This window comes from Rhodoferax ferrireducens (genome assembly GCF_031458075.1).
GTDB lineage: Bacteria > Pseudomonadota > Gammaproteobacteria > Burkholderiales > Burkholderiaceae_C > Rhodoferax_B > Rhodoferax_B ferrireducens_A.
In genome coordinates this window covers 332087-357292 of the sequence record NZ_JAVDXT010000001.1, presented here as the reverse complement: position 1 = coordinate 357292, position 25206 = coordinate 332087, and the positions used below count along the sequence as shown (strand labels likewise).

Annotated in this window: 22 protein-coding genes; 20 read left to right on the top strand and 2 right to left on the bottom strand. The window is 66.4% G+C overall.

The window, feature by feature from the left end:
* Positions 1 to 42 precede the first annotated feature (42 nt).
* Complete coding sequence (purN, locus tag J2X19_RS01765; protein ID WP_116605964.1) at positions 43 to 636, bottom strand: phosphoribosylglycinamide formyltransferase; 594 nt, start codon at positions 634 to 636, stop codon at positions 43 to 45.
* Here purN and J2X19_RS01760 point away from each other — a divergent pair.
* Positions 626 to 1300: a YceH family protein gene (locus J2X19_RS01760; RefSeq protein ID WP_116605963.1), complete on the top strand. Its 675-nt coding sequence runs from the start codon at positions 626 to 628 to the stop codon at positions 1298 to 1300. The two genes, purN and J2X19_RS01760, sit on opposite strands and share 11 nt — an antisense overlap.
* Here the strand turns inward: J2X19_RS01760 and J2X19_RS01755 are convergent.
* Entirely contained in the window at positions 1297 to 1854 is a 558-nt protein-coding gene (locus J2X19_RS01755) for an HNH endonuclease (RefSeq protein ID WP_092758048.1), read from the bottom strand. The two genes, J2X19_RS01760 and J2X19_RS01755, sit on opposite strands and share 4 nt — an antisense overlap.
* Before the next feature lie 220 nt (positions 1855 to 2074).
* Here J2X19_RS01755 and J2X19_RS01750 point away from each other — a divergent pair, with 220 nt between their 5' ends.
* From J2X19_RS01750 to J2X19_RS01660, 19 genes are all read left to right on the top strand, one after another.
* Positions 2075 to 3112 carry a bifunctional riboflavin kinase/FAD synthetase gene (locus J2X19_RS01750; RefSeq protein WP_116605962.1) on the top strand — a complete coding sequence of 346 codons (1038 nt, stop codon included), beginning with the start codon at positions 2075 to 2077 and terminating at the stop codon, positions 3110 to 3112.
* A gap of 95 nt (positions 3113 to 3207) precedes the next feature.
* Positions 3208 to 6039: an isoleucine--tRNA ligase gene (gene ileS / locus J2X19_RS01745; RefSeq protein WP_310370064.1), complete on the top strand. Its 2832-nt coding sequence runs from the start codon at positions 3208 to 3210 to the stop codon at positions 6037 to 6039.
* Entirely contained in the window at positions 6039 to 6548 is a 510-nt protein-coding gene (gene lspA / locus J2X19_RS01740; RefSeq protein ID WP_310370062.1) for a signal peptidase II, read from the top strand. Before ileS ends, lspA begins: the two co-directional genes overlap by 1 nt.
* Before the next feature lie 140 nt (positions 6549 to 6688).
* Positions 6689 to 7684: a LacI family DNA-binding transcriptional regulator gene (locus J2X19_RS01735; RefSeq protein ID WP_310370060.1), complete on the top strand. Its 996-nt coding sequence runs from the start codon at positions 6689 to 6691 to the stop codon at positions 7682 to 7684.
* A gap of 36 nt (positions 7685 to 7720) precedes the next feature.
* Positions 7721 to 8731: an ABC transporter substrate-binding protein gene (locus tag J2X19_RS01730; RefSeq protein WP_310370059.1), complete on the top strand. Its 1011-nt coding sequence runs from the start codon at positions 7721 to 7723 to the stop codon at positions 8729 to 8731.
* 32 nt (positions 8732 to 8763) lie between these two features.
* Complete coding sequence (locus J2X19_RS01725) at positions 8764 to 9573, top strand: ABC transporter permease subunit (RefSeq protein ID WP_310370058.1); 810 nt, start codon at positions 8764 to 8766, stop codon at positions 9571 to 9573.
* Between the two features lie 4 nt (positions 9574 to 9577).
* Complete coding sequence (locus J2X19_RS01720) at positions 9578 to 10375, top strand: ABC transporter permease (RefSeq protein ID WP_310370056.1); 798 nt, start codon at positions 9578 to 9580, stop codon at positions 10373 to 10375.
* Positions 10365 to 11423 carry an ABC transporter ATP-binding protein gene (locus J2X19_RS01715; RefSeq protein WP_310370054.1) on the top strand — a complete coding sequence of 353 codons (1059 nt, stop codon included), beginning with the start codon at positions 10365 to 10367 and terminating at the stop codon, positions 11421 to 11423. Before J2X19_RS01720 ends, J2X19_RS01715 begins: the two co-directional genes overlap by 11 nt.
* Positions 11420 to 12244 carry a phosphodiesterase gene (locus tag J2X19_RS01710; RefSeq protein WP_310370052.1) on the top strand — a complete coding sequence of 275 codons (825 nt, stop codon included), beginning with the start codon at positions 11420 to 11422 and terminating at the stop codon, positions 12242 to 12244. The genes J2X19_RS01715 and J2X19_RS01710 overlap by 4 nt, the downstream gene beginning before the upstream one ends.
* 299 nt (positions 12245 to 12543) lie before the next feature.
* A complete protein-coding gene (locus tag J2X19_RS01705) occupies positions 12544 to 12744 on the top strand; it encodes a hypothetical protein (protein ID WP_310370051.1) in 201 nt (66 codons plus the stop codon).
* Between the two features lie 36 nt (positions 12745 to 12780).
* A complete protein-coding gene (locus tag J2X19_RS01700) occupies positions 12781 to 14973 on the top strand; it encodes a phosphocholine-specific phospholipase C (protein WP_310370049.1) in 2193 nt (730 codons plus the stop codon).
* A 100-nt stretch (positions 14974 to 15073) separates the two neighbouring features.
* Positions 15074 to 15850 carry a DeoR/GlpR family DNA-binding transcription regulator gene (locus tag J2X19_RS01695; RefSeq protein WP_310370047.1) on the top strand — a complete coding sequence of 259 codons (777 nt, stop codon included), beginning with the start codon at positions 15074 to 15076 and terminating at the stop codon, positions 15848 to 15850.
* 64 nt (positions 15851 to 15914) lie between these two features.
* A complete protein-coding gene (locus tag J2X19_RS01690; protein WP_310370045.1) occupies positions 15915 to 16235 on the top strand; it encodes a thioredoxin family protein in 321 nt (106 codons plus the stop codon).
* A gap of 202 nt (positions 16236 to 16437) precedes the next feature.
* Complete coding sequence (locus tag J2X19_RS01685; RefSeq protein ID WP_116605951.1) at positions 16438 to 17112, top strand: response regulator transcription factor; 675 nt, start codon at positions 16438 to 16440, stop codon at positions 17110 to 17112.
* Positions 17087 to 18511, top strand: coding sequence for a sensor histidine kinase (locus J2X19_RS01680; RefSeq protein ID WP_310370041.1), 1425 nt, complete (start codon positions 17087 to 17089; stop codon positions 18509 to 18511). The genes J2X19_RS01685 and J2X19_RS01680 overlap by 26 nt, the downstream gene beginning before the upstream one ends.
* Positions 18512 to 18524: 13 nt before the next feature.
* Positions 18525 to 19334 (top strand): MipA/OmpV family protein, encoded by an 810-nt coding sequence (locus tag J2X19_RS01675; protein ID WP_310370039.1) that lies wholly within the window; start codon positions 18525 to 18527, stop codon positions 19332 to 19334.
* Positions 19335 to 19483: 149 nt separating this feature from the next.
* Positions 19484 to 20890, top strand: a complete 1407-nt coding sequence (locus tag J2X19_RS01670) for an efflux transporter outer membrane subunit (RefSeq protein WP_310370036.1) — start codon at positions 19484 to 19486, stop codon at positions 20888 to 20890.
* Positions 20887 to 22020: an efflux RND transporter periplasmic adaptor subunit gene (locus J2X19_RS01665; RefSeq protein WP_310370034.1), complete on the top strand. Its 1134-nt coding sequence runs from the start codon at positions 20887 to 20889 to the stop codon at positions 22018 to 22020. Before J2X19_RS01670 ends, J2X19_RS01665 begins: the two co-directional genes overlap by 4 nt.
* Positions 22017 to 25082 (top strand): efflux RND transporter permease subunit, encoded by a 3066-nt coding sequence (locus J2X19_RS01660; protein WP_310370033.1) that lies wholly within the window; start codon positions 22017 to 22019, stop codon positions 25080 to 25082. Before J2X19_RS01665 ends, J2X19_RS01660 begins: the two co-directional genes overlap by 4 nt.
* Positions 25083 to 25206: the final 124 nt, after the last annotated feature.

Below are 25206 nucleotides of genomic sequence, written 5' to 3'. Positions count from 1 at the left end.
TAGAAAACAGGGCTCCAGCGCAGATAACACCTGCGCTATAAGCTATATTTTCTGTAGCAAATCAGCAATCACCCGCGGATACAGCAGGTGCTCCTGGGTCAGCACCCGGGCCGCCAGGGTCTGGGCGGTATCGCCAGGCAGCACCGGCACCACGGCCTGGCCCAGGATGGGGCCGTGGTCCAGCTCGGCCGTCACCTGGTGCACGGTGGCGCCGGCAAAGCAGCAGCCCGCGTCCAGCGCCCGTTGGTAAGTATCCAGGCCGGCAAACGCCGGTAGCAAAGACGGGTGGATGTTGACCATCCGCCCCGCATAGCGCTCCACAAAGCCCGGCGTCAAAATGCGCATGAAGCCGGCCAGTACCAGCAGCGCGGGTTCATAGCGGTCGATCACCTGGGCCAGCTGCGCATCGAACGCGGCGCGCGGATCGGCCGCATCGGCGAACGCCTTGTGCTCCACCACCTCGGCCGCAAGCCCCTGGGCCCGGGCAAAGTCCAGCCCGCCGGCCGTGGCCTTGTTGCTCACCACCGCCACCACTTTGGCGCCGAAACGCCGCGCCCAGTCGTCGCGCAGCGAGGTGCGGACGATGGCCGCCATATTCGAGCCGCCGCCAGAGATCAAAATAACAATGTTTTTCATACTGACCGGAATTATCCCTGTGACCACCACCCTCCTCTCGCCCACCGAAGCCCGCGTGCTCGCCACCTTGATGGAAAAAGCCCGTACCGTGCCCGACAGCTACCCGATGTCGCTGGTCGCACTGCTCAGTGGCTGCAACCAGAAAACCAGCCGCGACCCGATCATGACGCTCAGCGAGGCCGAGATCGCCGAAGCCCTGGGCACATTGAAAGACCTGGCCCTGGTGCGCGAATCCAGCGGCAGCCGGGTCACGCGCTTCGAGCACAACTTCCAGCGCGGCATCGGCGTGCCCGAGCAATCGGCCGTCATCCTGGGCCTGCTGATGCTGCGCGGCCCGCAGACCGCCGGCGAACTGCGGCTGAACACCGAGCGCTGGTACAAGTTTGCCGATATTTCCTCGGTCGAGGGTTTTCTGGACGAAATGCTGGAGCGCAGCGAAGAAAAAGGCGGCCCGCTGGTGGTCAAACTCGCGCGCGCACCGGGTGAGCGCGAGCAGCGCTGGGCGCATCTGCTGTGCGGGCCGGTGGACATCAACGCAACCGCAGCCCCCGCAGGCAGCGGCAACACCAGCCGGCTGGAAGCCCGGATTGAAACCCTGGAAGAAGAAGTGGCCCAGTTACGGGCCACGGTGCAGAAGCTGTGCGCTGAGCTGGGGATCGGCTAAATCAGCAGCCTTGACGACTTCGGCACGTGCGCCATCAGAAACTCCATCTGGTCGGCCAGGATGCGGCGGTTGCGCAGGATGAAGTCTTCCCACAGGCTGGGCACGTAGGGCGTGTACAGCAGCGGCATATGGGCCTGCTCGGGCGTGCGGTTGCTCTTGCGGTGGTTGCAGGCACGGCAGGCGGTGACCACGTTCATCCAGGTGTCGGCGCCCTTCTGGCCCAGGGGCTTGATGTGTTCGCGGGTCAGCACTTCCTCGTGGAAGCGGTTGCCGCAGTAGGCGCAGACATTGCGGTCGCGGATGAACAGTTTGGCGTTGGTCAGGCTGGGGCGCAGGTCGAAGGGGTTGATATTCGGCACGCCGCGGGTGCCGATGATGCTGTTGACAGTGATGATCGACTGCTCGCCCGTGATGGCGTTGTGCCCGCCATGGAACACCGCCACCTGCGCGCCCATCTCCCAGCGCACCTCTTCGGCAGCGTAGTGGACAACGGCTTGCTCCAGCGAAATCCACGACTGGGGCAGCCCTTGGGCTGAGAGCTTCAAGACCTTCACGAAAACGCCTCCTGGATCCACGAACCGGCCCTTTAGGGGCGCGGAGCGCGCCGAAAGGAGCTGGTTCTTTCAATATTGAACGACCACTTACCGGAAATGCACCCAAGGCTTTGCTGCCTTGTATCTGTCTGCTGCGTCACAATATACATTGTTTCTATGAACATTGAGCTGACAGCGCTTATTACACGGGCGCAATACGCTATCAAAAAGATAACGATACATGCTGGTTTTCCGCGGCTTCCAACACCCTGGCATCGCGCCCCAATGCGCCCTCACGATTGGCAATTTTGACGGCGTGCACCGTGGCCACCAGGCCATGCTGGCGCTGCTGATCAACGAAGCCCGGCACCGCGGCATCCCCAGCTGCGTGATGACCTTCGAGCCGCACCCGCGCGACTACTTCGCCAAAGCCACCGGCCAGCCCGATCTGGCGCCGGCCCGCATCGCCACCCTGCGCGACAAACTCACCGAGCTGCACCGCTGCGGCGTCGACCAGACGGTGGTGCTGCCTTTCGACGCCAAATTCGCCGCCCAGTCGCCCCAGGCCTTCATCGACGACGTGCTGGTGCGCGGCATGGGCGTGCGCTATGTGCTGGTGGGCGACGACTTCTGCTTCGGCGCCAAGCGGGCCGGCGACTACGCGATGCTGGACGCGGCAGGCGAAGCCCTGGGCTTCGACGTGGCGCGGATGAACAGCTACGAGGTGCACGGCACCCGCGTCTCCAGCTCCAAAGTGCGCGCCGCCCTGGTCGAAGGCCGGATGGAAGACGTGGCACGGCTGCTGGGCCGCCCCTTCAGCATCAGCGGCCATGTAGTGCACGGCCGCAAGCTGGGTCGGCAGCTAGGCGAGTCCGCCGCCGGCCGCGAAGACGGCTTTCGCACCCTGAATCTGCGCTTTGCCCACTGGAAACCCGCCGCCAGCGGCATCTTCGCGGTACTGGTGCATGGCCTGGATGCCAAGCCTTTGGTCGGCGTGGCCAACCTGGGCATCCGCCCCTCGCTGGACCCGAACGACATCAACGGCGGCCGGGTGCTGCTGGAAACCCATTGCCTGGACTGGCCCGCCGCGCTGGGCCCCGAGGGGGCCTACGGTAAAATCATCCGCGTGGAACTGCTGCACAAACTGCATGACGAACTGAAATACGACAGTCTGGACGCCCTTCAAATCGGCATCGCAAAGGACTGCGACGAGGCACGCGCGTATTTCAAGACCTTGCACGCCGAAACCAGCCGCCAGACGACGCGCGACCGAATTTAGACGATCGAGTTGCTGTCAGCAGACAGCCTGCCGATCTTGCAGCCCGCCTCTTTGTGTACGCCAGCTGCCTCCCCAACGTGCCATTCGAAAATCCCATGACCCAATCCGAAGCCTCCACCGCTCCTGACTACCGCAGCACCCTGAACCTGCCCGACACCCCCTTCCCAATGCGCGGCGACCTGCCCAAGCGTGAATCCGGCTGGGTCCAGGAATGGGAAGACAAAGGCCTGTACAAGCGTTTGCGCGACGCCCGCCTGGGCGCGCCCAAGTTCGTGCTGCACGACGGCCCGCCCTATGCCAACGGCAACATCCACATCGGCCACGCCGTCAACAAGATCCTGAAGGACATGATCGTCAAGGCGCGCCAGCTGAAAGGCATGGACGCCACCTATGTGCCAGGCTGGGACTGCCACGGCCTGCCGATCGAGAACGCCATCGAGAAACTGCACGGCCGCAATCTGCCGCGCGACGAGGTGCAGGCCAAGAGCCGCGCCTTCGCCACCGAGCAGATCGCCGGCCAGATGGCCGACTTCAAGCGCCTGGGCGTGCTCGGCGAATGGGACAACCCGTACCGCACGATGGACTTCGGCAACGAAGCCAACGAAATCCGCGCACTGAAACGCATCATGGAACGCGGCTTCGTCTACCGCGGCCTCAAACCCGTGTACTGGTGCTTCGACTGCGGCTCGTCGCTGGCCGAATTCGAGATCGAATACGCCGACAAGAAGTCACAAACCCTGGACGTGGGCTTTGAATGTGCCGAGCCCGAGAAGCTGGCCGCCGCCTTCGGCCTGGACAAGCTGGCCCAGCACGCTTACGCCGTGATCTGGACCACCACCGCCTGGACCATCCCCGCCAACCAGGCGCTGAACCTGAACCCGGCTCTGACTTACGCGCTGGTGCAGACCGAGCGCGGCATCCTGCTGCTGGCGGCCGACCTGGTGGAAAAAGCCATGGCCCGCTATGCGCTGAACGGCACGGTGCTGGCTACCGCCCTGGGCGAGAAGCTGGAACGCATCAACTTCAAGCACCCGTTCTACGATGTAGACCCCGGCTACCAACGCCTGAGCCCCGTCTTCCTGGCCGACTACGCGACAGCCGACGACGGCACCGGTATCGTCCATTCCTCGCCCGCCTACGGCGTAGAGGATTTCAACTCCTGCATCGCCAACGGCTTCAAGACCGACGACATCCTGAACCCGGTGCAAGGCAACGGCCGCTATGTGGACGAGCTGCCGCTGTTCGGCGGTCTCAACATCTGGAAGGCTGCGCCGCTGGTCATCGACAAGCTGCGCGAACACGAGCGCCTGTTCGCCACCGAGACCATCACCCACAGCTACCCGCACTGCTGGCGCCACAAGACGCCGGTGATCTACCGCGCCGCCGCCCAGTGGTTCATCCGCATGGACGAAGGCCAGGGCGTGTTCACCCAGGACAAGGCGCCGCAAACCCTGCGCCAGCTGGCCCTGAACGCCATCGAGGAAACCAGCTTTTACCCCGAGAACGGCAAGACCCGGCTGCGCGACATGATCGCCGGCCGGCCCGACTGGTGCATCAGCCGCCAGCGCAACTGGGGCGTGCCCCTGCCCTTCTTCATCCACACCGCCACCGGCGAGCTGCACCCGCGCACCATGCAGATCATGGACCAGGCCGCGGCCATGGTGCAGGCCGGCGGCGTCGAAGCCTGGAGCAAGGCCACGGCCGAATCCATCATCGGCGCCGATGCGGAGCACTACACCAAGGTGAACGACATCCTGGACGTGTGGTTCGACTCCGGCACCACCCACGAACACGTGCTGCGCGCCAGCCACGCGGCCCAGTCGCAGTGGCCGGCCGACCTGTACCTCGAAGGCCACGACCAGCACCGTGGCTGGTTCCACAGCTCGCTGCTCACTTCGTGCGCGATGTACGACCACGCGCCCTACAAGGGCCTGCTGACGCACGGTTTCACCGTCGACGGCCGCGGCCGCAAGATGAGCAAGAGCGAAGGCAATGTGATCGCACCGCAAGAGGTCAGCGACAAGATGGGCGCGGAGATCATCCGCCTGTGGTGCGCGTCCACCGACTATTCGGGCGACCTGGGCATCGACGCGAAGATCCTGGCCCGCGTGGTCGATACCTACCGCCGCATCCGCAATACGCTGAAGTTCCTGATGGCCAACGTCAGCGACTTCGACCCGGCGACCGACGCCGTGCCGTTTGATGAACTGCTGGAAATCGATCGCTACGCACTCAGCCGCGCGGCCCAGCTGCAGGCCGACATCCTGGCGCACTACGAGGTGTACGAGTTCCACCCGGTGGTCGCCAAGCTGCAGGTGTATTGCTCGGAAGACCTGGGCTCGTTCTACCTGGACGTGCTGAAAGACCGGCTCTACACCACCGCGCCCAAATCGCTGGCCCGCCGCAGCGCCCAAACCGCGCTGGCGCAGATCACCCACGCCATGCTGCGCTGGATGGCGCCGTTCCTCAGCTTCACGTCGGAGGAAGCCTGGAAGATCTTCGGCAGCAGCGAATCCATCTTCCTGGAAACCTATGCCGAGCTGGCTGCGCCCAATGCCGCGCTGCAAGCCAAGTGGGGCCGCATCCGCGAGATCCGCGACGCGGTCAACAAGGACATCGAAGTGCTGCGCGCCAATGGCGAAGTCGGCGCCTCGCTGCAAGCCAATGTGGCGCTGACCGTGCCGGCCGACGACTACGCCCTGCTGTCCAGCCTGGGCGCCGACCTGAAGTTCGTGTTCATCACCTCTGCTATCAACTTGGTAGCTGGTGACGCACATAGCATCAGCGTCAAAGCCAGTTCTGATGCCAAATGCGAGCGCTGCTGGCATTACACGCCGGACGTGGGCAGCGATGCCGCCCACCCGACGATCTGCGGCCGCTGCAGCAGCAACCTGTACGGCGCCGGCGAAACCCGGGTGTTTGCGTAATGGCGACCCGCGGCAAAACCAGCTTCGGCAAGTCCAGCGCCAGCTGGCTCCCCTGGCTCGGCCTGGCGCTGATCATCCTGATCCTGGACCAGTTCACCAAGGTGCTGATCACTGGCTACTACCAGCTCGGCGACAGCACGCGGGTCACCGGCTTCTTCAACATCGTGCGCGCCCACAACACCGGCGCGGCCTTCTCCTTCCTGGCCGGTGCGGGTGGCTGGCAGCGCTGGTTCTTTACCGGCATAGGCGTAGCGGCTGCGCTGTTCATCATCTGGATGCTGCGCAAGCATGCAGGGCAAAAGCTGTTCTCGTTCGCCATGGCCTGCGTGCTCGGCGGCGCCATCGGCAATGTGATCGACAGGATGATGCACGGCTATGTGGTGGACTTCCTGGACTTCCACTGGCGCGGCATGCACTTCGCGGCCTTCAACCTGGCCGACGCCGCCATCACCCTGGGCGCGATCTGCCTGATCCTGGACGAGCTGCTACGGGTCAAGCGCGGCAAATAGGTTCTCGATAGGCCCTTCGCCCTGTTCCTGAAGCCCGCGGATGCGGGCTTTTTTTTGCCCCGCGTTTGCGCCGGTGCTCCTGTCATCACGGTGTCACGCCCAGCTTGTCCAATGAAAACGTTTTCAGTCAGGACAACAACGTGAGCATCCGAGAAGTAGCAGAGCAGGCCGGCGTATCCATGGCCACCGTATCGCGGGTTTTCAACCGCCCCGACACGGTGAATGCCGTGACGCGCGCCCATGTGCTGCAGATGGCGCAAACCCTGGCCTATTTACCCAATGCCAGCGCCCGCAGCCTGCGCACCCAGCGCAGCCGGGTGATTGGCGTGGTGTTGCCCACCCTGCTGAACCCGGTGTTCGCCGAATGCCTGGACGGCATTGCCAAGGCCGCCAGTAGCGCCGGCTACGCCATCCTGCCCATCACCACCGACTACCGGCTGGAAAGCGAAGAACTAGCCGTACAGCAGCTGCTGGCCGGCAATGTGGACGGCATGCTGCTGGTGGTATCCAACCCGGCCACATCCAGCGCGCTGGCCCGGCTGCGCACGGCAAACCTGCCCTATGTGCTGGCCTACAACCAGCACCCCGACCACCCTTGCGTGTCGGTGGACAGCGAGCGGGCCGTGCACGAGCTGGTGGCGCGGCTGGCCGCCCTCGGCCACCGCCGCATCACGCTGATCAGCGGCCAGCTGGCCGCATCCGACCGGGCCCAGCAACGCCAGCGCGGCTTTAGCGCCGGCATGCAAGCGCTGGGGCTGGACGGCACGCAGTGGCTGGAAGTGCCGTTTGTCGAAACCGCGGTGCAGGACATCTGCGCACTGCTGCAGCGCAGCCCCCGCCCCAGCGCACTGGTGTGCTCAAACGACCTGCTGGCTATCCGCAGCATCCGCGCCGCACATCTGGCCGGCCTGCGCGTGCCGCAGGACATCAGCGTCACCGGCTTCGACGGCATTGCGCTGGGCGAAGACCTGACGCCGATGCTCAGCACTATCACCCAGCCGAATGCCGAGATCGGCCGCCACGGCGTGCAACTGCTGGTGGCCGCTATGGCCGCCGGCGAAGCGGTATCGCCCGCCTCCAGCGTGCTGCTGGCCCATGGTTTCCGTGCCGGCGAGTCCTGCGCACCCCTTTCTTAAATCCCCCTTCCCAGCAACTTTCTCAACGGAGTTTTTATGCGTAAACCCTTCCAAACCCTGGCGCGCGCCGCGCTATTGGCACTCGGCCTGGCCGGTGCCAGCGCCTTCGCCCAGAATGCCATTTGCTACAACTGCCCGCCCGAATGGGCCGACTGGGCCAGCCAGATCAAGGCCATCAAGGCCAAGACCGGCGTGACCGTGCCGCCCGACAACAAGAACTCCGGCCAGTCGCTGGCACAGATGGTGGCCGAGAAAGCCAGCCCGGTGGCCGACGTGACCTACTTGGGCGTGACCTTCGCCATCCAGGCACAAAAAGAAGGCGTGGTCGCCGCCTACAAACCCGCCGGCTGGGCCGATATCCCCGACGGTCTGAAAGACCCGCAAGGCCACTGGTTCAGCATCCATTCCGGCACCATGGGCTTCATGGTGAATGTGGACGCGCTCAAGGGCAAGCCGGTGCCGCAGTCCTGGGCCGACCTGCTCAAGCCCGACTACAAAGGCCTGATCGGCTACCTGGACCCGGCCTCGGCTTTTGTGGGCTACGTGGGCGCCGTGGCGGTGAACCAGGCGCGCGGCGGCACGCTGGACAATTTCGGTCCCGGCATCGACTACTTCAAGGCGCTGCAAAAGAACGAGCCCATCGTGCCCAAGCAGACGGCTTATGCGCGCGTGCTGTCGGGTGAGATCGCCATCCTGCTGGACTACGACTTCAACGCCTACCGCGCCAAGTACAAAGACAAGGCGAACGTGCAGTTCGTCATCCCCGCCGAAGGCAGCTTGGTGGTGCCCTATGTGATGAGCCAGGTGGCCAACGCGCCGCACGCCGACAACGCCCACAAGGTGCTGGACTTTGTGCTGTCCGACGAAGGCCAGGCGCTGTGGGCCAACGCCTATCTGCGCCCAGTACGCGCCACCGCCATGCCCAAGGAAATCCAGGCCCGCTTCCTGCCCGCCAGCGAGTACGCCCGCGCCAAGACTGTGGACTACGGCAAGATGGCTGCGGTGCAAAAAGCCTTCTCGGACCGCTACCTCAAAGACGTGCAGTAAATCTGCAAAGAATCTGCAAACGAGCGCCCCACATGACTTCCCCCTCCCGCCTACTGGGCGCCTGCGCGGCGCCGGCCGTGGCCTTCTTCGCCGCCTTCTGGCTGCTGCCGGTGGTGCGCCTGTTCGCACTGCCGGCAGACAAAGGTTGGGCCACCTATTTCGCGGTGCTGACTGACAGCCGCTATCTGCGCAGCCTGCTGAACACGCTGGGCCTGTCGCTGGCCGTCACCTTGGCCACGCTGCTGCTCGGCGGCCTGGTCGGCATCACGCTGGCGCGGCAGCGCTTCAGGGCCAAGCCGCTGCTGCTGTCGCTGCTGACCTTGCCGCTGTCGTTCCCCGGCGTGATCATCGGCTTCTTCATCATCCTGCTCGGTGGCCGCCAGGGCCTGGTGGCCGATCTGACCGAGTGGCTGGGCCTGGGCCGTACCACCTTTGCCTACGGGCTGACCGGCCTGTTCCTGGGCTATCTGTATTTCTCGCTGCCGCGTGCCATCGCCACCTACACCGCCGCCGCCAGCGCCATGGACGCGCAGCTGGAAGAAGCCGCGCGTTCGCTGGGCGCGTCCCGCTGGCGCGTTGCCAGAGATGTATGGATTCCTGAGCTGGCGCAGACCACGCTTGCGTGTGGCGCTATTGTTTTTGCTACATCCATGGGCGCCTTCGGCACGGCCTTTACCCTGGCCAGCAAGTTTGAAGTGCTGCCCATCACGCTCTATAACGAGTTCACCAACTACGCCAACTTCGCGCTGGCCGCCAGCCTGTCGATCACGCTGGGCACCATCACCTGGCTAAGCCTGTTCCTGGCGCGCCATGCGGCCGGCCCGGCGGCGGCGGGAGCCTGACACCATGGCCCATCCACGACAACTCCCCTTCCTGCTGCCGGCGCTGACCGCGCTGGTCAGCGTCTTCATGGTCGCACCCATCGCCTTGTCGGTGCTGGCCGGCCTGGTCAACAACTACAGCACCGGCCTGGCCAGCGGCCTGACCCTGCGCTGGATCAGCGAGGTGTTGGACGTGTACGGCGGCACCGTGGCCGCGTCGCTGCTGCTGGCCCTGCTCAGCGTGGTTGGCTGCCTGCTGCTGGGCCTGCCCTGCGCCTATGCGCTGGCGCGCAGCACATCGCGCTGGGCGCGGCTGTTTGAAGAGCTGCTGACCCTGCCGGTGGCCGTGCCCGGCCTGGCCACCGCGCTGGCGCTGATCCTGGCCTACGGGCAGCTCAGCAGCTTCCGCCAGAGCTTTGCCTTCATCCTGGTCGGGCACCTGGTGTTCACCCTGCCCTTCATGGTGCGCACCGTGGGTGCCGCGTTCCGCCGGCACGAATTGCTGGCGCTGGAGGAAGCCGCACGCTCGCTGGGCGCCAGCTTTACCCAGCGCTTCATGGGCGTGCTGGTGCCCGCCGTGCTGCCCGCCATCGTCGCCGGCAGCCTGATGGTCTTCACCCTGTCGGTGGGTGAATTCAACCTGACCTGGATGCTGCACACGCCGCTGACGCGCACCCTGCCGGTCGGCCTGGCGGACAGCTATGCGTCGATGCGCATCGAAATCGGCTCGGCCTACACCCTGGTCTTTTTGCTGGTCATCCTGCCCGTGCTGTGGGGCCTGCAATGGCTGGGACACTTTATTGAGAAACACCATGAACTTTGAACGCACGCGCGTCGATGTGATCGACTGCGCCAAGACTTATGCGGACGGCACACGCGGCCTGCAACCCACCACGCTGGCCATTGAGCCCGGCGAGGTGCTGGCCCTGCTGGGCCCCTCCGGCTGCGGCAAAACCACCTTGCTGCGCCTGATCGCCGGGCTGGAAACGCCGGACGCCGGCAGCCGCATTCTGTTCGGCGGAGAGGACGTGACGGCGCTGGCCATCGAGCGGCGCGGCATCGGCATGGTGTTCCAGCACTACGCGCTGTTTCCGCAAATGTCGGTGGCGGCCAACATCGGCTACGGCCTGCGCATACGCGGCGTGAGCGCCGATGAACAGCGCAAAGCCGTCGGTGAACTCATCGACCTGGTGCGCCTGAACGGCCTGGAAAACAAGCGCCCGGCCGAGCTGTCTGGTGGCCAGCGCCAGCGCGTGGCCCTGGCGCGGGCCGTCGCAGTGCGCCCGCGCGTGCTGCTGCTCGACGAGCCGCTGACCGCGCTCGACGCCAAGCTGAAGGAGTCGCTGCGCGACGAACTGGCGGAGCTGCTGCGCCGCCTGCACATCACCGCCATCCACGTGACCCACGACCAGCAAGAAGCGCTGGCGATTGCCGACCGCCTGGCGGTGATGCAGGCCGGGCGCATCGTGCAGGTGGGCGACGGCGAAACCCTGTACCGCCGCCCTGGGCATCCGTTTGTGGCAGCGTTCCTGGGCCGGGTAAATACGCTGAAGCGAGACAACCCGGCGCTGCTGCGGAATCTGCTGCCACTCGGTGGCCTGCTGCTGGAATGCCCACCGGCCCGCGCCGGCCAGACGGCACTGCTGGTGCGCCCGGAAGACATCCAGATCGGCCCGGTCCATTCCGGCGCCGGCCAGGCCGTGGTGCAGCGCCGCAGCTTCCTGGGCGACCGCTTGCAGCTCACGCTGGCGCTGGCCGACCAGGCGCCGCTGCACGCCGAAGTGCCGCGCGACCACCCGGCCAAGGTGGGCGACACCGTGGGCATACACATCGCCCCCGAACGCCTGATGTCCTGCGAGGAGATGGCATGACCACTCTGCTGCTGCAACTCTCCGACCTGCACATCCGCGAACCTGGCCGCCTGGCCTATGGCCGGCTGGACACCGCGCCGTACCTGCAACAGGCGGTGGACAGCATCCTGCGGCTGCCGCAGCAGCCCGATGCGGTGGTCATTACCGGTGACCTGACCGACTTCGGCCGCGCCGCCGAGTACGCGCACCTGCGCAGCCTGCTAGCACCGTTGGCCATGCCCGTGTATCTGATGCCCGGCAACCACGACGACCGCGAACAGCTGCGCGCCAGCTTTGCCGACCACGGCTATTTGGGTAGCAGTGGCTTCGTGCAGTTCAGCGTGGCGGTGGGCGATTTGCAGCTGGTCGCGCTCGACACTGTCGTACCCGGTGCCAGCCATGGCAGCCTGTGCGAGCAGCGCCTGCAGTGGCTGGCCGACACGCTGGACCAGCACCGCGACCGCCCGGTGGTCATCGCCATGCACCACCCGCCATTCGCCACGTTGATCGGCCACATGGACGACATCGGCCTGCTGCAAGGCGCGGCCGCGCTGGAAGCGCTGGTGGCGCAACACCCGAATGTGGAGCGCATCATTTGCGGCCATCTGCACCGCAGCATCCATGTGCGCTTTGGCGGCAGCATCGCCATGACCGTGCCCTCGCCAGCGCACCAGGTGTGCCTGGATCTGGCGCCCGATGCGGCATCGGCCTGGATGCTGGAGCCGCCCGGCTTTGCGCTGCATGCGCTGGGCGATGGCGGGCAGCTGGTCAGCCACCTGGCGGCCAGTGGCGTGTTTCCCGGCCCCTACCCGTTCCACGACGGCGGCCAGTTGATCGACTGAAACCACTTGCTATTGAAAACATAGCTTCTAGCGCAATGAGTACCTGCGCCAGCGGCCTGTTTTGTATAAATCCACCCAGCACCAGCCCGTAAAAAATCCCTTGCCATGGCATCCGTGGCAAGGGATTTTTTACGTCCACACCCAAACCCAAACAAGAACCACAAAGTCACACAAACGTAACTTTGAACACATAGCATCGACTGACCTGACCGGGCAGCGGATGCCATCCAAGCCGTGCTTTACGCCACGTCGCTGCGCCTGGGTCAGGCCATTTTTTGACCTCCACCTTGGAACCCACCATGCACGCAAGCCAATCCCCCCGGCACAGCCGCTCTACCGCGGCGCAGCCTCTTTCCACACGCCCTCGCGCTTCCCGTCTGCTGCGCTGGGGCCAAGTCCTTGCCGGCGGCCTGGCGGTATGCCTGGCGCTGAGCGGCTGCGGCGGCGGCGACAACAACGGCTCCGACGGCAAGGCCCGCGACGTGCGCTGCGCCCGTTGATCGGCATTTCCACAAACAAACACATTCCCACACACCATGACACTCAATCGCCGTAACTTCCTGCGCACCGCCGCCACCGCTGCAGGCTCCAGCGCCGCACTCGCCATGTTCCCGCCCGCCATCCAGAAGGCCCTGGCGATCCAGGCCAACAATGCCACCGGCACCATCCGGGACGTAGAGCACATCGTGGTGCTGACGCAGGAAAACCGCTCGTTTGACCACTACTTCGGCAGCCTGAACGGCGTGCGCGGCTTTGCCGACCGCTTCCCTATTCCGGTGGCCACGCGCAACGGCGTCAGCGGCAAGACCGTCTGGTTCCAGCCGAATGCCACGCCCGGCGCCAGCCCCGCGTGGATTGCACCGTTCCACCTCAACACCACGCAGAACTTCGAGTACATGCGCGTCGAGGGCACACCGCACAGCTGGTCCGATGCGCAGCAGGCCTGGGACCTGGGCCGCATGGGCCAGTGGACCGCTGCCAAGCGCAACCATTCGATGGGCTACTTCGACAAGACCGACATCCCGTTCCAGTACGCGATGGCCAACGCCTTCACCCTCTGCGACGCCTACCACTGCGCCAGCCAGACCGGCACCAACACGAATCGCCTGTTCCTGTGGACCGGCACCAACGACCCGCTGAAGCTGGGCAACGGCCCGGCCATCTCCAATGTGTACGACTGGTTCGATGCGGACGAAGGCGACGGCGGCTACAGCTGGACCACCTACCCCGAGCGCCTGCAGTCTGCCGGCATCAGCTGGCAGGTGTACGAGGACATGGACGACAACTTCACCGACAACTCGCTGGCCGGCTTCCAGGTGTTCCGCACCGCCTGGAACCAGACGCCGGGTTACTCGGAGGCGCTGCGCCAGCGCGGCATCAGCACCCGCAAGCTGGACTTGCTCAAACAAGACGTGCTGAACGGCACCCTGCCGCAGATCAGCTGGATCGTCGCCCCCGCCGCCGACTCCGAACACCCCGGCCCGTCCAGCCCCGCACAAGGTGCCGACTACACCGCCCGCGTGCTGGATGCACTGACCGCGAATCCCGACGTGTGGAGCAAGACCGTGCTGTTCATCAACTTCGATGAGAACGACGGCTTCTTCGACCACATGCCGCCACCGGCCGCGCCCTCGTATGAAACCTGGAACGCCGACCCCGCCAGCGCCGTGCTGGCCGGCGACTCCACCGTCAGCCTGGTGGGCGAACACCACAACAACATCCAGAGCTACGACGACACCCCCAGCCAGCAGCAGTGGAAGCACCGGCCCTACGGCCTGGGCCCGCGCGTGCCCATGTATGTGCTGTCGCCCTGGAGCAAGGGCGGCTGGGTGGATTCGCAGGTGTTCGACCACACCTCGGTGATCCGCTTCATGGAAGCCCGCTTTGGCGTGGCCGAGCCCAACATCTCGGCCTGGCGCCGGGCCGTCTGCGGCGACCTGACCAGTGCCTTCAACTTTGCCGACCCGAACAACACGGCCTTCTTCAGCAACCTGCCCTCGACCCTGGCTGCGGCCGATCGGGCGGCTGCCCTGCCCGGCAGAACCACGCCGGCCCTGCCCGGCACCACCGCCATGCCGGTGCAGGAGCAAGGCACCCGCCCCTCGCGCGCACTGCCCTACGAACTGCATGTGACCGCCGTCTGCGTACCCGGCACCCAGCAGCTCAAGCTCAGCTTTGGCAACACCGGCCAGGCCGCAGCGGTGTTCCATGTGTACGACCGCCTGCACCTGGACGGCCTGCCCAAACGCTACACCGTCGAAGCCGGCAAGCAGCTCAGCAACAGCTGGTCGCTGGCCGATGACAACGGCGCCTATGACCTGTGGGTGCTGGGCCCGAATGGCTTCCACCGCCACTTCACCGGCAACGCCAAGACCTTGGCCGCGGCCGGCCAGCCGAATCCCGAAGTACAGGTCTGCTACGACATCGCCAATGGCGACCTGATGCTCAAGCTGCACAACACCGGCGCGGCGGCCTGCAGCTTCAGCGTGGTGGCCAACGCCTATGTGGGCAACGCAGCCCAGACGCAGTCGGTGGCGGCGGGCGGCGAAGGCGCACTGAGCTGGGCGCTGAAGAGCAGCGGCTACTGGTATGACTTCACGGTCACCGTGCCCGCGCTGAAAGGCTATACCCGCCGCTTTGCCGGGCGCCTGGAAACCGGCAAGCACTCGATCAGCGACCCGGCGATGTTCGGTGCGGCGCAGGCGGACCAGTTGGTGATCGCCCTCTGACCTGCTGGAACGCAGCGTCCTAGAATGGCCAGCCGGCACGCGGCTGGCCATTCCTCTGTTTGCAGAGCTCTGTTTTTGACATGACCCTCCACGCTTTGCCATGCTTCCAGACCAACGCTACCAGCGCATACGCGCCCTGCTGAGCAACTTTCAGCAGGTCACCACCGAACGCATCGCCACCGACCTGGCGGTATCCCGCGAGACCGTGCGCCGCGATGTGGCGGCGCTGGAATCGCTGGGCGAACTGCGCCGCATCTACGGTGGCGTGGCGCGCACAGACCCCGAACCCGAGGCACCACTGAAAGAGCGCGCCAAAGCCCAGCGCGAAGAAAAGCGCGCCATCGCCCGCGTCGCCGCCCAGCTGCTGCTGCCCGGCCAGGCGGTGTTCATTGACGCGGGCAGCACGGTGTCGCTGCTGGCCGAAGAGCTGGCCTCGCTGCGCGGGCTGACGGTCATCACCAATTCCTTCGACGTGGCGCTGAAGCTCAGCGTGCCCGACAGCCAGGGACAGCAGCGCCACAGCGTGCATGTGCTGGGCGGCACGCCCACCGCCAGCATCGCCGCCAACTACGGCGCCAGCACGGTGGCAGAAATCCTGCGCTGGCGCGTCGACTGGGCGATGCTGTCGCCGGTAGCCATCGCCGCCGACCACGGCGCCAGCAACTACGAAACCGGCGAAGCCGAGGTCGCCCGCGCCATGGCCGGCCAGGCGGGGCACACCGTCATCCTGGCCGACCACAGCAAGATCGGCCAGCGCAGCCGCGTGGGTTTTTGCCCGGTGGGCGGCATCTACCAGCTCATCACCGACAAACGCGCGCGCAAGCTGGCGGCACTGACCGCCTTGCAAGACGCCGGCTGCAGCGTGGTGCTGGCCTGATACAGCGCGCAGGCTTACTATGTGCCCACCCGGCTGATGTGCCTGCCCTCCAGAAAGAACCACCATGGCTAAGGAATACGGCGCCGAGCCACCCCGCACTGACATCGACAGCGCCACAGGCGCGATGGTGCTGGAGTTTGGCGACGCCTACTGCGGCATCTGCAGCGCCGCCCGCCCGGCCATCGAACAGGCGCTGGCCCTGCGGCCCGATGTGCGGCACCTGAAGATTGCCGACGGCCGCGGCCGCCCGCTGGGACGATCCTTCGGCATCAAACTCTGGCCGACCCTGGTGTTCTTGCAGGACGGCCGCGAAGTGCAGCGGCTGGTGCGGCCCATGGCGGCCCAGCCGATTGCGCAGGCGCTGCAGGCCTTGAAAAGCAAGTAGCACAGCAATTGCTATTGAATAAGTAGCAGCTAGCGCAGAACTTATAAGCGCCAGAGCCCTAAAAGGCTTGTATATCCCGCCATCCGACGGCGCCCGTTGCCACAAACTTTCGCCCGGAAAGTCGGCAGTAAGAGAGGTGTACGCACAATGACCGGCATGCACAGCCCCGTCCACCCCATACCCCGCTTTGCGGCCTGACACCATGGGCCGCATCGCACTCGTTGAAGACCATGAACGCCTGGCCCTGCTGGTCTGCAAGGCGCTGGCCCAGGTGGGCATTCTGGTGGACGCGTTTCCGCGCATCGACGCCGCCTGGCCGGCCCTGCGCGACGGCGACTACGAGGCGGCAGTGATCGACCGCGGCCTGCCCGATGGCGACGGCATCGACCTGGTGCGGCGCCTGCGCCAGGCCAAGCAGCCGATTCCCTGCCTGATGCTGACGGCGCGCGACGCGCTGCACGACCGGGTCGATGGCCTGGAATCGGGCGCCGACGACTACCTGACCAAACCCTTTGCCATGGAAGAGCTGGTGGCCCGGGTGCGCGCGCTGACGCGCCGCCCGGCCCAGCGGCTGGATGCAGTGCACGGCTTCGGCGACATCCAGGTGCGGCCCGACGGCGGCATGCTGGTCTGCGGCCAAGAGGTCGTCACCCTGGCGCCGGCCGAGATGCAGATCATGCTGGTCCTGCTGCGCGCCGGCGGCAAGACCGTGCGCCGCAGCAGTCTGGAGCTGGCTGCCTGGGGCCTGGCCGAAGCCGTCACCCCGAACGCGCTGGACGTGGCCTTGCACCGGCTGCGCCGCAAGCTGCTGGCCATCGGTTCGACGGTGCGCATACTCAACACGCGGGGCCATGGCTATGCGCTGGTCGAGGTGTAAATGGTTCCGCAGCCTGCGCGGGCGCCTGCTGGCCGCCTATGCGGTGGGCGTGCTGATCGTTGCCGCGGTGCTCAGCGGCTTGTTCGTGCTGATCTTCGTATCGCAGGACGAAGGGGTCTCCCGCCACCGCATGCTGCAGGACATCGCCGCCAAGACAGCCGACCATCTGCAGCGCCATCCTGACGGCACGCCCCGCGGCATCGAGCAGCCGCCTGAACTGCAGTGGCTGTACAACGCGTTTCCGCGCGATATCGAGTTCCGCGTGGTGGACGCGCAAGGCCAGGTCGTGCTGCGCGTCTATCCCCACGAACAGCTGCTGCCGGTGGACTTCCACCGCCTGCCCGTGGTCGGCGTAGTCGATCTGCAGGTGCATGACGCGGCCGTGCAACTGGCCACGGTACCAGTGGCCGACACACCGTCCGGCCATCTCTACTACCTGCAGGCCGTCGCCAGCGAACGCATTCTCGCGCTGGCCCAGTTGGCGGCCCGCAAACCGGTGGGCGGCAGCCTGGTGGTGACGCTGCTGGTGTCGATCCCGGTGCTGATCGGACTGATGCTACTGGCACTGAAAAGCCTGTTGCGCCCGCTGCGCGAAACCTCCGAGGCGGCGGCCCACATCGATCCGCGCAATCTGTCGGCCCGCTTGCCGATAGACAACGTGCCCACCGAGCTGGTGCCTTTGATCCACGCCTTCAACCAGGCGCTGCAGCGGCTGGAACAGGGTTTCCGGGTGCAGCAGCAGTTCCTGGGCGCGGCCGCCCATGAGCTGAAAACCCCGCTGACCCTGATGCGCGGCCAGATCGAACTGGACGGCACGGCCGACCGCGAATCCCTGCTGATGGACATCGACGTGATGGCCCGCCAGGTGCACCAGCTGCTACACCTGGCCGAAGCCAGCGAAGCCCATAACTACAAGATTGGCTCGATTCCGGTCGTCGAAGTGGCGGTGGAAGCCGTGGGCTTTCTGACGCGCCTGGCCGACCGCCATGCGGTGCAGCTGGACCTGCAGCTGCCCGCCGAGGCCGTGCACTGGCCCGGCGACAAGAGCGCGCTGTTCACCCTGCTGAAGAACCTGCTGGAGAACGCCATCCAGCACTCCGAGGCCGGTGGCGTGGTGACCCTGGCGGTGCATGCGCTCGGCCTGAGCGTGCGCGACGAAGGCCATGGCATCGCCGCCGAACACCGGCCCCATGTGTTCGAGCGCTTCTGGCGCGGCCCGGGTCGCCCCAGCACCGGCAGCACCACCGGCGCACATACCACGCCACAGGGCGCCGGCCTGGGCCTGCCGATCTGCCAGGAAATCGCCCTGGCCCATGGCTGGCGCCTCAGCCTTGGCGACACCGAAGTGGGCGCGCTGTTCCGCCTGAGCGTCCAAACCCCTCCACCGATTCACTCTTGAAAGGACATGCACCATGCCGACCTTCCCTCTGCACCGCCAGGCCCATTGGATCGCCCTCGCCACCCTCTGCGCCAGCGCCTTCATGGGCCAGGGCGCACTGGCGCAGGAAGCCAGCGACAGCTGGAAGTTCAGCGCCGGCCTGGGCCTGATGACCCAGCCCAAATACCCGGGTAGCGCTGACAACAAAACCTCGCTGCTGCCCATGCTCAGCGCCAACTACGGCCGCTACTTCATCGGCGGCCTGCCCGGTGCGGGCGTGCCGGCGGGTGTGGGCGCCTTCCTGGTGCAGGACCCGCGCTGGCGCGTCGGCGTTGGCCTGGGGCTGAACCTGGACAAACCGCGCAAGGAATCCGACTCGGCGCGCCTGCAAGGCATGGGCGACATCGACGCCACCGCGCTGGGCTCGGTGTTCGCCAGCTACAGCGACAGCTGGTGGAAGCTGGGCGGCAATGTGGTCACCGACCTGGGCGGCAAAGACCAGGGCACACGCGTCTCCATCGACCTGGAGGCCCGGTACAGCCCGATGGACCGGTTGCAGCTGACCGCCGGCCCCGGCCTGACCTGGGCCGACAGCAAATACACGCAGACCTTCTTCGGCGTGGACGCCGCGCAGAGCACCCGCTCGGGCCTGCCGGGCTACACAGCCAAGTCGGGCATCAACGCGCTGAGCTTCAACATCGGCGCCAGCTACCAGCTGACGTCGCAGTGGGGCCTGGGCGCGCGCTTCACCGCCAGCAGCCTGCGCGGCGACGCGGCCGACAGCCCGATCACCGAAAAGAAGTCGCAAAACAGCTTTGGCGTGTTTGCCAACTACCGCTTCTGATTGCTATTTAAATAATAGCTGCCTGCGCACTATCTGCCTGCGCCAGGCAGTGTATTCACTAAGCAACCGAGTGGACACAAATGATTGACACTCGCCACCTACCATCGGGTTTTACATCGCGGCACCCAGCCCAGCCGCCCCGAACGTCCATGCCATCCCCCCCTCTTTTTTCCGGTCGCTCCGGCCTGGTGCTGCTGCTCTGCGCGGCACTGTCGGGCTGCGCCGCCGTCGGCCCCAGCTACCGGGCGCCGGCCTCCGAGCAACTGTCCCTACCCAGCCAATGGCAGGCCGCCCTGCCGCATGCGGGCGACACCCAGCGGTTGCTGGCCTGGTGGGACCGCTTCAACGATCCCGCGCTGACACGCCTACTGCAGGCCGCCGAAGCCAGCAATCCGTCGCTGCAAAAAGCCAGCGCCAACATCGCCTCGGCCCGGGCCAGCGTCACCACTGCGCGTGCCTCCGGCCAGCCCACGCTGAGCGGCTCGGCATCGGCCAGCCGCAACAACACCCTGGGCAGTGCCCAAACCACCACCACCGGCGGGCTGGATGCGAGCTGGGAGATCGACCTGTTCGGCAGCGTGCGCCGTGCTGCCGAGTCGGCCGACGCCACGCTGCAGGCCCGCCAGGCCGACTGGCACGATGCGCGCGTTTCGCTGGCCGCCGAGGTGGCCACCGACTATGTGACCTACCGCGCCTGCCAGCTGACCCTGCAGGCCAGCCAGGCCGACGCCCGCTCCAGCCAGACCACGGCCGACGTCACGCGCCGCTCGCTGCAGGCCGGCATGACGGCACGCGCCGATGCAGCCCTGGCCGATGCCAGCGCCGCCAGCGCATCGGCCACCGCCATCTCCCAGCAAGCCGAGTGCGATATCACCGTCAAAGCCCTGGTAGCACTCACCGGCCTGGCCGAGCCCGCGCTGCGCCAGCAGCTGGACAGCCAGCCTGCGCAATTGCCGGCGCCTACCGGCTTCCTGGTCAACACCATGCCGGTCGATCTGCTCAGCCAGCGGCCCGACCTGGTGTCCACCGAGCGCGCACTGGCCGCCGCCAGCGCCCAGATCGGCGTGGCCGAGGCCGACCGCTATCCGCGCCTGTCGCTGTCCGGCTCGCTGTCCGGCAGCCGCAGCGCCGGTGTCAACACCACGCCCTGGTCGTTCGGCCCCAGCCTGTCGCTACCGCTGCTCAACGGTGGCGCCAAGCGCGCCGCGGTGGACAGCGCGCAGGCCGCCTACGACCTGGCGCTGGCCAGCTACCAGCAGGCCGTGCGCAGCGCGGTGCAAGAAGTCGAGCAAAGCCTGGTGCGGCAAGACAGCGCCGAGCGCCGCAGCGCCGATGTGCAGCGCAGCGCCGCCGGTTACCGCAGCTATGCCAACGCGGTAGAAGCCCACTGGCGCGCCGGTGGCGACAGCCTGCTGAACCTGGAACTGGCCCGGCGCAACGCGATTGCCGCCGAGCAAAGCCTCATCACCGTGCAGCGCGACCAGCTTCTGTACGGCATCGCCTTGTACAAAGCCGTGGGCGGCGGCTGGACCGTATCGACAGGAGACACGCCATGACCTTCTCCCCCAAACTTACCCGCAACCGCATTCTTGCCGTGGCCGCCGCAGTCCTGCTGCTGGCCGGCGGCGCCTGGATGCTGAAATCGCGCGCCGCACCCGCCAGCGCCGTGCCGTCCACCGCCAATGCCGGCCTGTCGGTCAGCGCCGTGCAGCCGCAGCAGGCCAGCTGGGGCCGCAGCCTGCAGCTGTCGGGCGGCCTGTTTGCCTGGCAAACCGCCACCATCGCCAGCGAAGAAGCCGGCCTGCGCCTGACCGAGGTACTGGTCGACGTCGGCAGCGTGGTCCAACGCGGCCAGCTGCTGGCCCGATTGGCCGACAACACCATCATGGCCGACCTGCGCGCGCAAGACGCCGCCGTGGCCCAGGCCCGCGCCAAGCTGGCCCAGGCCAAGGCCGAGGCCGACCGCAGCCGCGCCGTCAAGGACAGCGGTGCCCTGTCGGAGCAGCAGGTCACCTCGTATGTGATCGCCGAGCAGACCGCCCAGGCCAGCCTGGATTCCGCGCTGGCGACCATGGAGGCGCAGCGCATCAAGCTGGCCCACACCCGCATCCTGGCGGTGGACGACGGCGTAATCTCATCGCGCAGCGCCACCCTGGGCAATGTGGTGGCCTCCGGCACCGAGCTGTTCCAGCTGGTGCGCCAGCGCCGCGTCGAATGGCGCGCCGAAATCACCGGCAAGCAGCTGAGCGCGCTCAAGCCCGGCCAGACCGCCAAGATCACCCTGCCCGACGGCCAGCAGATCAGCGGCCGGCTGCGCCTGGTCGGCCCCACCTTGGACAGCAGCACCCGCAACGGCCTGGCGTACATCGACTTACCGGTGGGTAGTGCGGCCAGCCCCGGCATGTATGTGCGCGGCGAGATCGATACCGGCCAGGCCCCGGCCCTCACCGTGCCCAGCAGCGCCGTGGTGCAGCGCGACGGCAACAACTATGTGTTCGAAAAAGACGGCGCCAACAAGGTGGCCCAACGCCAGGTGCAGACCGGGCGCCGCCAGGGCGACCTGGTGGAGATCACCAGCGGCATCGGTGCCCAAGCCCAGCTGGTGCGCAGCGGCGGCGCCTTCCTGAAGGACGGCGACCCGGTGCAGTGGGCTGCTGAAGCCAGCACCAGCAAGGCCACGCCATGAACTTGTCGAGCTGGTCGATACGCAACCCCGTCCCGGCGATCCTGCTGTTCATCATCCTCACCGCGGCCGGGCTGTTCAGCCTGCACAAGCTGGGGATACAGAACTTCCCCGACCTGGATGTGCCGACCATCCAGGTGTCGGCCACGCTGGAAGGCGCGGCCCCGGCCCAGCTGGAAACCGAGGTGGCCCGCAAGATCGAGGACAAGCTGGCCTCGGTGACCGGCCTGGACCACATCACCACCACCATCACCGACGGGGCGGCCGTCATCAGCGTCAGCTTCGACATAGACAAAGACAGCGAAGTGGCGCTGAACGAGGTACGCAACGCCGTCGACGGCGCACGCGCCGACCTGCCTACCGAGATGGCCGCACCGGTGGTGTCCAAGGTCACGCGGGGCTCGGCTGCACTGCTGACCTACACCGTGGCCGCGCCGCACCTCAGCGAGTCCGACCTGTCCTGGTTTGTCGACAACGATATCAACAAGGCCTTGCTGTCGGCCAAGGGCGTGGGCGCGGTGAACCGCGTCGGCGGCGTCGAACGTGAAATGCATGTGACCCTGGACCCGGCGCTGATGGCCGGCCTGGGCGTGACGGCCAGCAGCGTGTCCAGCCAGATCAAGGCGGTGCAGACCGACGCCTCGGGCGGCCGCGGCACCCTGGGTGGCAGCAACCAGTCGGTGCGCACCCTGGGTCGGCTCGACCAGCCCGAGCAGCTGGCCGGCATGGCCATCCCCGTCACCACCGCCGCCGCCACGCAAACCAGCGTGCGGCTGGACCAGATTGCCACCGTCAGCGATACCGCCGAAGAGCGCTTTGCCTATGCGGCGCTGAACGGCAAGCCGGTGGTCGGCTTCCAGGTGACGCGGCAGATCGGCAGCAGCGAGGTGTCGGTAGCGGCGGCGGTGCGCGCGGCGGTCAAGACCTTCAGCGCCAACCACCCGCAAGTGCAGATCACCGAGGTGATCGAAACCGTGAGCCCCACGCAGGACAACTACGACGGCTCCATGCACCTGCTGTACGAGGGCGCGATCCTGGCGGTGGTGGTGGTCTGGCTGTTCCTGCGCGACTGGCGGGCGACCTTTGTGTCGGCCGTGGCGCTGCCGCTGTCCATCATCCCGACCTTCATCGTGATGTACCTGCTCGGTTATTCGCTGAACCTGATCACGCTGCTCAGCCTGTCGCTGGTGGTGGGGGTGCTGGTGGACGATGCCATCGTCGAGGTGGAGAACATCGTGCGCCATCTGCGCATGGGCAAGACGCCGATGCAAGCCGCGCTCGAAGCCGCCGACGAAATCGGCCTGGCGGTGGTGGCCACCACCTTCACCCTGGTGGCGGTGTTCCTGCCCACCGCCTTCATGGGCGGCATACCGGGCAAGTTCTTCCGGCAGTTCGGCATCACCTCGTCGGTGGCGGTGCTGGCCTCGCTGCTGGTGGCGCGGCTGCTGACGCCGATGATGGCCGCCTACATCCTCAAGCCCAGCCCGGCCCACGTGGAGCAGGACGGCCCGCTGATGCGCCGCTACCTGGCCATGGTGCACTGGTGCCAGACGCACCGGCGCAGCACGGTGCTGCTGGCCGGCCTGTTCTTCATCGCCTCGATCAGCCTGGTGCCGCTGCTGTCCACCTCGTTCATCAACGCCTCGGACAATGCCCAGACCACGATTTCGCTGAAGCTGCAGCCCGGTAGCACGCTGGTACAGACCCGCGCCAGCGCCGCCCAGGCCCAGGCGCTGATCGCCAAAATGCCCGAGGTGACCCAGGTGTTCACCGTGATCGGCGACACCAGCAGCGATGCCAGCAGCAGCACGGTGAACGAGGCCTCGCTGACCGTCAGCCTGACGCCGCGCGGCACGCGGGCCCGCTCGCAGTCCGACGTGGAAGCCGCCATCCGCCACAGCCTGGGCGTGCTGCCCGGTACCCGGGTTGGCGTGATGGGCGCAGGCAACGGCCAGTCACTCGATGTCACCCTGGCCAGCGACGACGCGCTGGCGCTGAACCAGGCTACCGCCGCGTTGATCAAGGACCTGCGGACGCTGCAAGGCATAGGCAACATCACCGACAGCTCCAGCCTGCAGCGGCCCGAAATCCATGTGCGGCCCGACCCGGTGCGCATGGCCGAGCAAGGCGTGACCACCGACACCCTGGCCAGCGTGGTGCGCGTGGCCACCTATGGCGACTACGCCACCAGCCTGGCCAAGTTCAACCTGCCCCAGCGGCAGATCCCGATCCGCGTGCGCTTTGACGACAGCACCCGCTCCGACCTGGACGCACTGGGCCAGCTGCGCGTAGCCGGCCGTACCGGCGCCGTGCCGCTGGAAGCCGTGGCCGACCTGTCGCTGGGCGCCGGCCCGTCGCAGGTGGCGCGACTCGACCGCATGCGCAACGTGACCCTGAGCATCGAACTCGGCAGCCTGAGCACCGGCGAGGTCGACAAGATGGTGAAGGCGCTGCCGTCCATCCAGAACCTGCCCAGCGGCGTGCAGCAGATCGCCACCGGCGACGCCCAGCGCATGGCCGAGCTATTCACCAGCTTTGGCGGTGCCATGCTGATCGGCATCTTGTGCATCTACGCGGTGCTGGTGCTGCTGTTCCACGACTTCATGCAGCCCGCCACCATCCTGGCCGCCCTGCCCTTGTCGATCGGCGGCGCGCTGATGGCGCTGCTGATCACCGGCAGCGGTTTCTCGATGTCGTCGGTGATCGGCCTATTGATGCTGATGGGCATCGTCACCAAGAACTCGATCCTGCTGGTCGAGTACGCGGTGGTCGCCTACCACCAGCAAGGCATGGGCCGCTATGAAGCCCTGGTCGACGCCTGCCACAAGCGCGCCCAGCCCATCCTGATGACCACCATCGCCATGGTCGCCGGCATGCTGCCCATCGCCCTGGGCTGGGGCACCGATTCCAGCTTCCGCGGCCCGATGGCGGTGGTGGTGATAGGCGGCCTGGTCACCTCCACGGTGCTGAGCCTGCTGGTGATTCCGGTGGTGTTTACCTATGTGGATGACCTGTTGCTGTGGATGCGCAAGCATTTGAAGCGGCGGGGTCATATTGCTACATAAATAATAGCTGCTAGCGCAGTATTTGTATGCGCTAGCGGTCGATTTGGCTTGTATTTTCTCTAGGCGCTATGGGTGCCACTGGCATCCCTGGCCGGGCGCACACCCCGGCCAGCAGCGCACATAA